Genomic DNA, 12,614 nt, shown 5'->3' with positions numbered 1-12,614 from the left:
TGCCGCGTCCGCCGGCCCCCGTCCGGCGGACGCGGCGGCGCGCCCGCGCGTGTTCCGGGCGTGCGGCCGCCCCGCCCGGGGGCGACCGGAACGGGTACCGGCGCGCCGCGCCGGAGCCGGCGCGGCCCATTCCGGTCGCCGCGGACCCTGGGCCTGGCCCCGCGCGCGGTCTACCGTGAGGTCATCGGGTACCGCCGCGCGGGCCCGCGGCCGCGTTCCTGGCACGGAGATCACCGCGGCCGCCGAACGCGCCGGTCCCCGCGGGCGCGCTGAGCGTGGGGCCGTTCGCCGACGTCGCGGGTCGACGCCGGTCCGCATCGGTCGATGCTCCGCTGTGCTCGACCGCCCCACCGGCCCGCGTACCGTCCGCGTGGGCCGGTGGCGGCTTCCCCCGCGCGCCCGCCGCCCCGGCGGCGGTGCGGGCGCCATCGGCGCCCCCGCGCGGGGGCTGGCCGGTACCGGCCAGGGGCCGGCCGCGCGCCGGTCCGCCCACACCGCCCGCCCCCGTCGGCGCGCCCGCGCGGGCCGCCGCGCCGCGGTCGCCCCCGCCGGGCGCCGGAGGGCCTACCATTGACCTGCTTCCCTGATGTCTCCCCTGGTGCTCCGGGGTGCGCGCCGCGCGCCCGGCACCCGCACCGGCCGTAAGGAGCCAACCGAACCCATGTCGGAACAGCGCGTCGTCCGTCCCGTGCCCATCAGCGGCTTCCCCGAGTGGCTGCCGGAGATCCGGTCCGTGGAGCAGCGCTGGCTGGACCATATCCGCACCGGGTTCGAGCGCTACGGGTTCGCGTCGGTCGAGACCCCGTCGGTCGAGAACCTCGACGTGCTGATGTCGAAGGGCGAGACCTCGCAGGAGGTCTACACGCTGCACCGCCTCCAGGCCGACCCGTCGGCCGACGACGAGGCCCGGCTCGGACTGCACTTCGACCTCACGGTGCCGTTCGCGCGGTACGTGGCACAGCACTTCAACGACCTCACGTTCCCGTTCAAGCGCTACCAGACGCAGCGGGTGTGGCGCGGTGAGCGCCCCCAGGAGGGCCGCTACCGCGAGTTCACCCAGTGCGACATCGACGTGATCAACGTCGACCAGGTCCCGCTGCACTTCGACGCCGAGCTGCCGCGCATCGTGCACGAGGTCCTGTCGGGGCTCGACCTGCCGGCCTGGACCCTCAACGTCAACAACCGCAAGGTGCTCCAGGGCTTCTACGAGGGCCTGGGCGTCGCCGACCCGGTGGCGGTCATCCGCGCCGTCGACAAGCTGCACAAGATCGGCGCCGACGGCGTGCGCGAGCTGCTGACCACCGGCCCCGCCGCGCTGTCCGCCGATCAGGCCGACGCCTGCCTGGCGCTCGCTGCCGTGCGGGCGGGCGACGCGTCGGTGGCCGATCGGGTGGCGGAGCTGGGGGTCTCCTCCCCGCTGCTCGACGAGGGGCTGGCCGAACTCCGGTTCGTCCTGGACGAGCTGGCCGACCTGCCCGAGGGCAGCGTGGTCGCCGACCTGTCGATCGCCCGCGGTCTCGACTACTACACCGGCACGGTCTACGAGGCGTCGTTCGACGACGACCCCGGGTACGGCAGCATCTGCGCCGGCGGCCGCTACGAGGACCTGGCCGGCCAGTTCATCCGGCGCCGGCTGCCCGGTGTCGGCATCTCGATCGGGCTGACCCGCATCTTCGCCAAGCTGGTGGCCGAGGGCCGGATCACCGGGGCCCGCGCCTGCCCGACCGACGTACTCGTGGTGGTGCCCGCCGACGACCGCCGCGCCGAGGCGCTGCGCACCGGCGCGCTGCTGCGCGGGCGCGGGTTCAACACCGAGGTGTTCCACCAGGCCGCCAAGGTCGGCAAGCAGATCCAGTACGCCTCGCGCAAGGGCATCCCCTTCGTCTGGTTCCCGCCGTTCGCCGACGGCAAGCCGCACGAGGTCAAGGACCTCGCCACCGGTGAGCAGACCGAGGCCGACCCCGCCGTCTGGACCCGGTCCTGAGGGTGGCGGACCCGCCGGGCGTCCGGCGGGTCCGCGCCCGACCCGTAGCGGACGCCCGCGCCGTCCGTGCCCGCCCGCCGGAACCGGCCATTCCCCGGACACGGCGGTCGCCGCGTGGAAGACTCGATCGCACGGGGTCACGTCCGTCCGGGAGCGCCCGGTGCCCTCGTGCGCCCCGCAAGGCACGGTCGCCCCAGTGAACGAGGCCATGTCAGACCCGCGCGAGATCCCGCCCCCGTCAGCTGACGACTTCGTCGGACGCGAACGCGACGTCACCGAGCTCTGCCGGATTCTCGGCGGCACCCGCATGGTCTCCCTGACGGGCACCGGGGGCATGGGCAAGACCCGGCTGGCGCTGCGGGTGGCCGACCGCGTCCGGTCGCGCTTCGCCGACGGCGTCCGCTTCGTGGACCTGAGCGAGGCCGCCTCCCCCGACCAGGTGGTGCGGGCGGTCGCCCGGTCGCTACGGGTGCTGGAGAACAGCGAGAAGGCGCCGATCGACGCCATCGTCACCGCGCTGCGCCCGCTGCGGGTCCTGCTGCTGCTCGACACCTGCGAGCGCGCCGTGGGGCCGCTGGCCGGGCTGTGCCGCACGCTGCTGACCGCGTGTCCGGCGGTGCAGATCCTGGCGACCAGCCGGCAGCCGCTGCGCATCGCCGGCGAGACCATCTGGCGGGTGCCCCCGCTGTCGCTGCCGCCGCCCGTGGCCCGCGACCACGGCCCGCCCCCGCTGCCCGTCCCCCCCGACACCGCCCTGCGCTACGAGGCGGTCCGGCTGTTCGCGGCCCGGGCCCGCGCCGCCCGCCCCGGCTTCGCCGTGACCGCTGACAACGCGGGCGACATCATGGACATCTGCCGCATCCTCGACGGGGTGCCGCTCGCCATCGAACTCGCCGCGGCGCGCACCCGGGTGCTGTCGGTGCAGCAGGTCCTGCACCGGCTGGACGACCGGTTCCGGCTGCTCGTCACCTCCGGCCGCGAACTGCCGCCCCGGCAGCGCACCCTGCGCGCGGTGCTGGAGTGGAGCCACGACCTGCTCCCCCACCCCGAGCAGGTGCTGCTGCGCCGCCTCACCGTGTTCGGCACCTGGAACCTGTCCCAGGCCGAGGCCGTGTGCGGCTACGGCGGCATCGACCCCGGCGACGTCCTGCACCTGCTGAGCGCGCTGCTCGACCACTCCCTCATCGTGCGCGACGCCGAGGTCGACGGCGCGGCCCACTACCGGCTGCCCGACACCGTGCGCGCCTATGCCGCCGAACGGCTGGTGGCCGCCGGCGAGGAGGACACCACCTGGGACCGCTGCCTGGCCGAGTCCATCGTCTGGCACGAGGGCATGGCCGACGCCGTCGCCCGCCCCCTGCCGTGGTCGGAGCGGCTGCGCTACATGGCCCACCTGGACCACCACCGCGAGAACACCGCGCGGCTGCTGGTGTGGGCGCTGGAGCGCGGCCGCACCGAGGAGGGGCTGCGCCTGTGCGTGGCGCTGCGCCCCTACTGGTTCGTGCGCGGCCTCTACACCGAGGGCGCCCACTACCTGCGCCGGCTGCTCGACCCGCCGCACCCCGAGGCGGCCGCCCCCGTTCGGGCGCGCGCGCTGGCCGTCCACGCCGAACTCTGCCTCGACACCGAGGGCGCCCACACCGCCACCGCGCTGGCCCGCCAGGCCCTGGCCCTGGCGCGGTCCTGCGGCGACCCCCAGGCCGAGGTGATCGCCCACGGCGCGCTGGCCGCCGCCGCGCTGCGCACCGGCGACGACGCCGCCTGCGAGCGGCACGCCCTGCGCACCCTCGCCGGGGCCGACGGGGTGCTCGACCACTTCACCGAGATCGCCGTGCTGAGCACCCTGGGCCGGCTGGAGCGGCGGCGCGGCGCGCCCGCCGCCGCCGAGGCCCGGTTGCGCGCCGCTGTCGCGTCCGCCGAGCGGCTGGGCGACCGGTGGCTCGTGGCGCGCGGCCTCAACGGCCTGGGCGTGCTCTCCACCCAGGTGGGCGACCTCGATGCCGCCGAGGGGCAGTTGAGCGAGGCCCTGCGGGTGTTCTCCGAGATCGGGGTGGCCCCCGAGACCGCGCGGTGCACGGCCTCCATGGGCTACCTCGATCTCGCCCGGGGCGACATCTCCGGGGCCCGCCGCCGGTTGTCGGGGTGCCTGCGCATCAGTGTGGCGTCGGGGCGGCGCACCGCGGTCGCCCGCGCCCTGGAGGCGCTGGCCGAACTCGCCCTGGCCGAGGAGCTGCCGGAGCGCGCCGCGTCGCTGGTGGGCGTGGCCGCGCAGATCTACACCGGCCTGGGGCAGCCGTCGCCGCACGCCGACGAGCTGCTGGCGGCGGCCCGCCGGGAGTTGTCGCCCGACGCCGCCGAGAAGGCGTGGTCGGCGTGGCGCACCCTGCCGCTGGAGCAGGCGGTGGAGCGCGCCCTGGCGTTCTCCACCCCGCGCCGGGCGCTGCCGGCGCTGCTGACCCCGCGCGAGCGCGAGATCGCTGCCCTGGTGGGGGCGGGCCTGTCGAACCGGCAGATCGCCGACCGGCTGATCATCAGCCAGGCGACGGCGGCCCGGCACATCGCGAACATCTTCCGCAAACTGCTGATCACGTCGCGCACCCAGCTCGCCGAGTGGGCCGAGCGGCACGGGATGGTCCACTGACCGCCCGGACCGGCCCCGCTCCCCCGCCGACGGTGCGCCGCGCGGCCCGCCGGGGCGTGTCGTCCCGGTTCGCGCCGCGGCCGCCGGGAGATTCCCCGGTATCGCTTGCATACGCGGTGTCCAGCTACTAAGACAGAGCTCTAGGCATCCGCAGGCAGCCGTTCCCCTGACCGCCGACCCGCCCTTACCCCCAGGCAAGGTGAGAGCGGCCCCCGACCGCCTACACGCGTGAGCCATGGCACCTCAGACCGCGCCCGCGCGGCAGAACCTCCCCCCGGAATCCGACGCCCTCATCGGCCGCGAGCGCGATCTCAGCGATCTGCTGCGGCTGCTCGACACCGATCGCGTGATCACGTTGTGCGGCGCCGACGGCGTGGGGAAGACCCGGCTGGCGCTGCGGCTGGCCGCACTGTCGACGGCGTCGTTCCCCGACGGGGTGTGGCTGGCCGCGCTGGGCGACGCCCGGACCGCGGGCGAGGTCGCCTCACGCATCGCGTCGGCCCTCGGCGTGGCCGAGGAGGCCCGGCGCGACCTCGCCGACACCCTGTGCGACGCGCTGCACGGCCGCCGCCTGCTGCTCGTGCTCGACGCCTGCGACGGGGTCGCCGACCACGTCGCCGCGCTGGGCGGGGCCCTGGTGGCGTCGTGCCCGGAGCTGTCCCTGCTGATCACCGCGGGCGACCCCGTCGGGGTGGCGGACGAGTCCGCCTGGTGGGTCCCGCCGCTGCCGCTCCCCCGCGCCGGGGGCGACCCCGGCCCCGACACCGCCGCCGCGGTGCGGCTGTTCACCGAGCGGGCGCGCGCCGCCTCCCCGGGCCTGGTGTTCTCCGACGCCGACCTCGCCGTGGCGGCCGACGTCTGCCGCCGCCTGGACGGCAACCCGCTGGGCATCGAACTCGCCGCCGCGTGGGCGGGGCGGCTGCCGCTGGACCGGATCGCCGCGGGCGTCGCCGAGCGGGTCGGCCCGCGCACCGGCGACCCCCGCTGCCGGGCGCGGCCGCGGCCGCTGCGCGGGGTGCTGGAGTGGAGCCACGCGCTGCTGAGCGAACCCGAGCGCGTGCTGCTGCGCCGACTGTCGGTGTTCCCGCACTGGGATCTGGAGCTGGCCGAGCGGGTATGCTCGGGCGCCCCGCTGGCCGAGGCCGACATCCTCGATCTGCTGGCGTCGCTGGTCGACCGGGGCCTGATCGCGCTCACCGGCGAGCACCGGGGCCGGGTCCGGTACCGGCTGCCCGCGCCGGTGCGCCGGTTCGCCGCCGCGCACCTGGTGGGCGCGGGCGAGGAGGAGGCCGTCCGCGAGCGCCACTGCCGGCACCTCGGGTCGATCTGCGCCGACCTGGGCCGCATGTCGGTGCTGGGCCGGGCCATGCCGTGGCGCGAGCGGTTCGGCCACTGGCACCGGGTGATCGACGAGTACGACAACGTGCGCGCCGCGCTGCACTGGGCGGTGGCCGGCCGGCGGGTCGAGGACGGCCTGCGGATGTGCGTGGGGCTGCGCCCGTTCTGGGTGACCGGCTACCACTTCACCGAGGGCTGCCGGTGGAGCGACGTCTTCCTCGATATGGGCGGCGGCCCGCCGGAACTGCGCGGGCGGGCCCTGGTGGGCCGGGCCGAACTCGCGTGGGCGCGACTCGAACTCGACTCCGCCATCGCCATCGCCGAGGAGGGCATGCGGCTGTGCCGGGCGGCCGACGACACCGAGCCGGTGGTGCGGGCGCTGAACGTGCTCGCGATGGTCGACCTGCGGCTGCGCGCCTACGACCGCGCCGGCGACCGCCTGGCCGAGGCGCTGAAGCTGTCCCGCGAGACCGGCGACCTGTGGAACGAGGCGATCGCCCTCGGCACCCTGGGCACCCTCTCGGCGCAGCTGGGCGATCTCGTCGGCGCCGAGACCCGCTACAACACCGCCCTGATGATCCTGCGCGGCATGGACCACCGGTGGGGGGTGGGGGTGACCCTCATCGGGCAGGGCACGATCGCCGAGGCGCAGGGCGACCTTTATGCGGCCGACCGCTGCTACCGCGAGGCGCTCGACATCCAGCGCGACATCGGGGCGGCGCCGGAGCTGGCGCGCTGCCTGGCGGGCGTGGGCCGCATCGCGCACGGCCTGGGCGCCACCGCGCAGGCCTACGACTACCTGAGCGAGGGCCTGCTGCTGGGCCACGCCACCGGCCAGCTCGCGGGGGTGGCCGAGGCGCTGCTGTCGCTGGCGCGGGTGGTGGCCGACCAGGACCAGCCGCACGACGCCCACCGGTTCGCGGGGGCGGCGGCCGCGCTGCGCGAGCACGCGGGGGTGCCGCCGTCGCGGCGCCCGTGGCCGGCCGTCGACGGTTCGGCGCCCACCGACCCGGAGCTGGTGGCCTGCTGGGACGAGGGGGCGGCGCTGGACGTCGACGGCGCCGTCGCGCTGGCCCTGGACGTCACCGACGCGGGGCGGCGGGCGCGCCCCCGGCCGCCGCTGACCCGCACCGCCCAGCCGCCGACCGAGGCGCTGACCCCGCGCGAGCAGGAGATCGCCCGGCTGGTGGGCCAGGGCGGCAACAACCGCGCGATCGCCGAGCGGCTGTTCATCGCGCCCGCCACGGTGGCGCGGCACGTCGCCAACATCAACCGCAAGATGGGGTTCAACTCGCGCAAGCAGATCGCCGCGTGGGTGAACCGCCACTCGGGTCCGCGGTGACCGCCCCGCGACCTGCGGCGATCCGGAACCGCCCGCGCGCAGAGTGAATTTACATATGCAGGTGCACCTGAGAATGCATGTGCAAAAGCGCGCGAAAACGCTAATGTCATGGGCATGGGCCGCGGCCCGCCACCGCTTCGGCGGATCGGCGGAGCGGCCCGGGCGTCCTGGAGGGCGGACACCTCCGGGAAGCCGTGGAGGCGGCGTGGGCCTCCGCCGTTCCGTGCCCTTGGGGGGCCGCGGGGCGGACGGGGCCCGCTGAGGCCACGGCACCGCGGGCCGTGCTGCTCCGGATGCGCAGAGGGGAGCATCCGGGGCGACCGCGGGCACGGCGCCACCGGGCTCGCCACGTGGAGGGGGCGTGACGAGCCCGGTAGGCGGTCAGCCGAGGGGGGAGGCCACACCATGGCGGTCGACCGGCCGTGTACCGGCGCCGGCGTCGTAAGCGGCGCCGGCGCCGGCGCCCATCCGACGGGGTCGCTCACCGGCGGCCTGCTCGACCGGCTCCGCCGCCTGGACGAGCGGGCCGCGGTGACCGACTCCCGGGGCCGCGGCACCGACGCCGTCGCGTTCGCGGCGACCGTCGAACGCGCCGCCGCGGGCCTGAGCCGCCGGGGCATGTGCCCCGACGACGTCGTCGGCGTCCTGGCGCCGGTCTGCCCCGAGCGCCTGACCGCCGTCTACACCGTTCTCGCCGTGGGCGGGGTCGCGCTCCCCATGGAGCTCACCTCCGACCTGGAGACCCTGATCGAGCTGCTCACCGCGACCGATGTCCGGATCATCCTGGTCACCGCCGCGCTGGCCGACATCGCGCTGGAGCTGGCCGACCGCTCCCGCGTCCGCCAGGTGGTGGCGTTCGGCGCCGCGCCCGACACCACCCCGTTCGGCGAACTCCTGCTGCCCAGCCCCGACGGCAGCGACTACGACCCCGCGCGCGGCCTGTTCGACAACGGCATCCTGGGCTACACCGCCGCACCGTCGGGGCCGCGCACGCGGCTGCACCCGCACGCCGACCTGGCGCGGCGGTTCCGGCGCTACGCCGCCGACCTCCGGTTGGCGCCGGGCGACACCGTCGCGGTCGACCACCGCATGTCCGAGCCCGAGCGCGCCGCGCTCGCGGCCGCCGCGCTGTGGAACGGGGCGTCGGTGGTCACCGCCGACGCCGGCGACCCCTGCGACCCCTGCGGCGCCCCGCCGCACGACGCCCTGGCGGCGCTCGGGGTGACCGTGCGCGGGGCGCCCACCCCGGTGCGCGTGGCCGCGCGCCGCTGACCGCGCCGGGGCGGGCGGGGGCAGCCTCAGGCGGCCTCAGGCGCCGATCAGCCCGCCGGGCAGGTCGATCTCGAACCAGGCGACGTGGGTACTCTCGGTCCAGTACTCGCCGCTGCGGGTGGTGCAGCTCTCGATGATGAGCTTGCCGCGGCCGTAGTCGCCGTTCTCCTCGCGCACGGCCGAGGAGCCGGCGACGCCCTCGGGGCGCTTCTCGCCCTGGTCGGCGACCGCCACGCGGACCCGGTCGCGGCCGGAGCGGATGAACAGGGTCATGACGCCGCCGACCTGGCCGGAGCGGGAGTGCAGCAGGGCGTTGGTGGCGAGTTCGCTGGCGGCGAGTTCGGCGTCGTCGAGCAGGGAGCGGGGCGGCCCGGAGCGCTCCAGGAACTCGCGGACGCGCGCGCGGATGGAGCGCACGGCGGTGAGGTTGCCGACGCAGCTCCAGACGGTGTGGTCGGTGGTGTCGCCGGGGGACTCGCTCGCCTCCAGATCGGGCGCGTCGAAGGGGTCGGCAGCGGCGTATTCGCGGAGTCGCTGCGAATCGGTCATCCCCGTCTCACTCCCCATCACCACCCGGCGGTAGCCGACGGCCTCACCCTAGACAACGGCGCACCATGACCAGGACAGCACACCGCACCCCACTTGTTCTCGAATACCCCACAAAACGCGGCCATGTGTCCCATCGCGATACGACAAAATCTGCGGCCCACAACCGTTCACCACCTTACTGACCTGCGCAAATCACCTGGTCAGAAGAGCGGGGGGCCGGACGCGGCCCCGGGCGGCCGGGTGCGGCCGCGGTCCGGCGGGCGCCGACCCGGCCGCCAGGACACGATCCGGTGAAATGCCTGACACGATGGGTGGCAAGCAACGATAATCGTTTCCATCCCTGTGCGGCGGCGCCCGTCCGCCGCACCCGTGTAGTCGAAAGGCACCATCCGATGAAGATCGCGTTCGCCGGCAAGGGCGGCAGCGGCAAGACCACCCTGTCGGCGCTGTTCACCCGGCACCTCGCCGCCGCGGGACTCCCCGTGGTGGCCATCGACGCCGACATCAACCAGAACCTCGGCGCGGCCCTGGGGGTCGCCCCCGCCGACCTCGCCCGCATCCCCCCGATGGGGGCGCACATCCGCGACATCAAGGAGCTGCTGCGCGGCACCAACCCGCGCATCGGCTCCGCCGACGAGATGGTCAAGACCACCCCGCCCGGACCCGGGTCGCTGCTGCTCGGCATGGCGCCCGGCAACCCCGTGCACGAGCGCTTCGGCCACCGGGTCGACGGCGCCACGCTGATGGTCACCGGCCCCTTCTCCGAGGACGACCTCGGGGTGTCGTGCTACCACTCCAAGATCGGCGCCGCCGAGCTGTACCTCAACCACCTGGTCGACGGCCCCGGCGAGTACGTGGTGGTCGACATGACCGCCGGCGCCGACTCCTTCGCCTCCGGGCTGTTCACCCGCTTCGACGTCACCTTCCTGGTGGCCGAACCCACCGTGCGCGGCGTCGGCGTCTACCGCCAGTACGCCGACTACGCCCGCGACCACGGCGTCGACATCCGGGTCATCGGCAACAAGGTGCAGGACGCCGCCGACGTCGAGTTCCTGCGCGAGCACGTGGGCGACGCCCTCGCGGCCTGCTTCGGCCACTCCGCGTTCGTCCGCGCCATGGAGAAGGGCCGCCACCCCGACCTCGCCGAGCTGGAGGACGACAACGCCAAGACCCTGGCCTGGATGCGCGACACCGTCGACGGCGCGGTCAAGGACTGGCCGCGGTTCACCCGGCAGAGCGTCGAGTTCCACCTGCGCAACGCGCGCGCCTGGGCCGGCGCCGCCACCGGCGCCGACCTCGCGGGGCAGGTCGACCCCGACTTCGTGCTCGGCCCCGACAAGCTGGCGGCGCAGCGCGCCGCGGCCGCGGGGGCGACCGCCTGAGCGACGGCGGGGCGCGGGCAGGGCGCGGGGGCGGACGCGCCCGGGTCGGCCGGGCAGGAGCAACCGGGCGGTCGCCCGTTATGCGACCCACGACACAGACCCGGCTCTAAACAACAAGGTTTCGCCACTCGGTGACATCGATTGGATCACGACGTCCGCGCCCCGGACAACGCCGCGGGGGCGTCCCCGCGCAGCGTACGCGGCCACCCGCCGCGCACTCCGGACGCGGGTGCGATTTTCGCATAGCCGCTGTTGGAAACGGCTTTCACGCGTCCGGCCCGCGACCGCCGCCGCCCGCCCCCGCCGGCGCGGCGGGCACGCTGCGCCACCGCCCCGACACGGCTTGACGTGCGCGGACGGGGTGACGACTATCGGGACGTCGGTGCGCGCGGCGCGCCCGCGGCGGTGGGCCACGGCCCCCGCCGTCCGGTCCGCCGATCAGGTTCCGCGCCCGGCAGAAGGTCCGCCGCCGCCGAGCCGAACCGAGGTCGCCCGTGCCGTCGACACCCACCCCGCCCACCCGTCCCCCCGTCCGCACCGGCCCCAGCCGCCGCGGCCTGCTCAAGGCCGGAGCCGCCGGTGCCGTCGTCGTCCCGGCCCTGGCCGCGTGCGGCGGCGGTTCCGGCGGCTCCGGCGCTTCGGTGGCCAACCGGCTCCGGGTGGGGGTCGCCGGCGGTTCGGCGGCCGACACCCTCGACGCCCACCAGCCCACCGACAACACCGACATCGCGCGCACCCACAACCTGTACTCCACCCTGTGCGCCTTCGGCACCGACTACTCCATCGGCATGGCGCTGGCCGAGTCGGTGGAGTCCAACGCCGAGGCCACGGTGTGGACGGTGGTCCTGCGCGAGGGGCTGACCTTCCACGACGGGTCGCCCATCACCGCCGACGACGTCGTGTTCACCTTCCGCCGCATCACCGACCCCGACGCCCCCGGGGTCAACGCCGCGCAGCTCGCCACCCTCGACCGCGACAACCTGCGCGTGGTGGACGAGCGCACCGCGGAACTCGTGTTCACCGAGCCCTACGTGACCTTCCTCGACCTCGTCGCCGAGTACAGCACCGGCATCGTCCCCGAAAGCTACGACCCGGACGCCCCGATCGGCTCCGGCCCGTTCAAGCTGGTCGAGTTCACCCCCGGCCAGCGCAGCCTGTTCGCGGCCCACGAGGGCTACTGGCAGGAGGGCATGCCCTACGTCGCGGAACTGGAGATCATCAACTTCCCCGACGAGACCGCGCGGGTCAACGCCCTGGTCGGCGGGCAGGTCGACGTGATCAGCCAGCTCCCGCACGCCCTCATCCCGGTCATCGAGGCCAACGACAACCTGCGCGTCCTCGACTCCGAGACCGGGATGTGGCTGCCGTTCACCATGCGCGTCGACCAGCCCCCGTTCGACGACGTCCGGGTCCGCCAGGCGTTCCGGCTGATGGTCGACCGGCAGCAGATGGTCGACGTCGCCCTGGCCGGGTACGGCAGCGTCGGCAACGACGTCTACGGCCGGTTCGACCCCGCCTACCACGACGACCTGCCGCAGCGGGAGCGCGACATCGAGGAGGCGCGGCGGCTGCTCGCCGAGGCCGGGCACGGCGACGGCCTGGAGGTCGAGCTGGTCACCGGCCCCATCAGCCCGGGCGCCGAGGCCGCCGCCATGGTGTTCAAGGAGCACGCGCGCGACGCCGGGGTCACCGTCAACCTGCGCCAGACCACCTCCACCGAGTTCTACGGCGACAACTACCTGCAGTGGACGTTCGCCATGGACTTCTGGAGCACCCGCAACTACCTCTCCCAGGCCGCCCAGGGCTCCATGCCCGACGCCGCGTTCAACGAGACCCACTGGGACGACCCCGAGTGGGTCGGCCTCATCGAGCGGGCCCGCGCCACCGTCGACGAGGACGAGCGCGCCGACCTGATCCGGCGGGCCATGGAGATCGAGTACGAGCGCGGCGGCTACATCGTCTGGGGATTCGTCAACACCGTCGACGCGTTCAGCAGCAGGGTCACGGGCTTCGAACCGTCGGTCACCGGCCATCCGCTGACCTCGTACGGGTTCCACCGGGTGCGCATCGAGGGCTAGCCCTCCGCCCCGCCGCCCGTCCGTCGTC

7 protein-coding genes are annotated in these 12,614 nt (G+C 75.2%); 6 read left to right on the top strand and 1 reads right to left on the bottom strand.

What is annotated here, in order from left to right; translation table 11 throughout:
• Positions 1–661: 661 nt before the first annotated feature.
• From hisS to NT8_RS09505, 4 genes are all read left to right on the top strand, one after another.
• Positions 662–1,984, top strand: a complete 1,323-nt coding sequence (gene hisS, locus NT8_RS09520; protein WP_067966426.1) for a histidine--tRNA ligase — start codon at positions 662–664, stop codon at positions 1,982–1,984.
• Positions 1,985–2,192: 208 nt separating this feature from the next.
• Entirely contained in the window at positions 2,193–4,625 is a 2,433-nt protein-coding gene (locus tag NT8_RS09515) for an ATP-binding protein (RefSeq protein WP_067966434.1), read from the top strand.
• Positions 4,626–4,860: 235 nt separating this feature from the next.
• A complete protein-coding gene (locus NT8_RS09510) occupies positions 4,861–7,305 on the top strand; it encodes an ATP-binding protein (protein ID WP_067966425.1) in 2,445 nt (814 codons plus the stop codon).
• Between the two features lie 405 nt (positions 7,306–7,710).
• A complete protein-coding gene (locus NT8_RS09505; protein ID WP_157515647.1) occupies positions 7,711–8,577 on the top strand; it encodes an AMP-binding protein in 867 nt (288 codons plus the stop codon).
• 36 nt (positions 8,578–8,613) lie between these two features.
• Here the strand turns inward: NT8_RS09505 and NT8_RS09500 are convergent, their stop codons facing one another.
• Positions 8,614–9,126 carry an ATP-binding protein gene (locus NT8_RS09500; protein ID WP_067966422.1) on the bottom strand — a complete coding sequence of 171 codons (513 nt, stop codon included), beginning with the start codon at positions 9,124–9,126 and terminating at the stop codon, positions 8,614–8,616.
• Between the two features lie 392 nt (positions 9,127–9,518).
• On the opposite strand from NT8_RS09500, the gene NT8_RS09495 reads away from it, so the two are divergent.
• The gene (locus tag NT8_RS09495; protein ID WP_067966420.1) at positions 9,519–10,508 is read left to right on the top strand and encodes an ATP-binding protein; all 990 of its coding nucleotides are present in this window, start codon (positions 9,519–9,521) and stop codon (positions 10,506–10,508) included.
• 494 nt (positions 10,509–11,002) lie between these two features.
• Positions 11,003–12,586 carry an ABC transporter substrate-binding protein gene (locus tag NT8_RS09490; protein WP_067966419.1) on the top strand — a complete coding sequence of 528 codons (1,584 nt, stop codon included), beginning with the start codon at positions 11,003–11,005 and terminating at the stop codon, positions 12,584–12,586.
• Positions 12,587–12,614: the final 28 nt, after the last annotated feature.

It is taken from the genome of Nocardiopsis trehalosi NBRC 14201 (genome assembly GCF_001552555.1).
In the GTDB taxonomy this organism is placed as follows: Bacteria; Actinomycetota; Actinomycetes; order Streptosporangiales; family Streptosporangiaceae; genus Nocardiopsis_B; species Nocardiopsis_B trehalosi.
The sequence above is the reverse complement of the archived record's forward strand: the minus strand, read 5'-3'. Positions and strand labels throughout refer to the sequence as shown.

What these genes read in the sequence shown, in the direction of transcription:
- NT8_RS09495 (WP_067966420.1), top strand. Translation starts at nt 9,519, where the DNA reads ATGAAGATCGCGTTCGCCGGCAAGGGCGGCAGCGGCAAGACCACCCTG.
- hisS (WP_067966426.1), top strand. Translation starts at nt 662, where the DNA reads ATGTCGGAACAGCGCGTCGTCCGTCCCGTGCCCATCAGCGGCTTCCCC.
- NT8_RS09505 (WP_157515647.1), top strand. Translation starts at nt 7,711, where the DNA reads ATGGCGGTCGACCGGCCGTGTACCGGCGCCGGCGTCGTAAGCGGCGCC.
- NT8_RS09500 (WP_067966422.1), bottom strand. Translation starts at nt 9,126, where the DNA reads ATGACCGATTCGCAGCGACTCCGCGAATACGCCGCTGCCGACCCCTTC.
- NT8_RS09510 (WP_067966425.1), top strand. Translation starts at nt 4,861, where the DNA reads ATGGCACCTCAGACCGCGCCCGCGCGGCAGAACCTCCCCCCGGAATCC.
- NT8_RS09515 (WP_067966434.1), top strand. Translation starts at nt 2,193, where the DNA reads ATGTCAGACCCGCGCGAGATCCCGCCCCCGTCAGCTGACGACTTCGTC.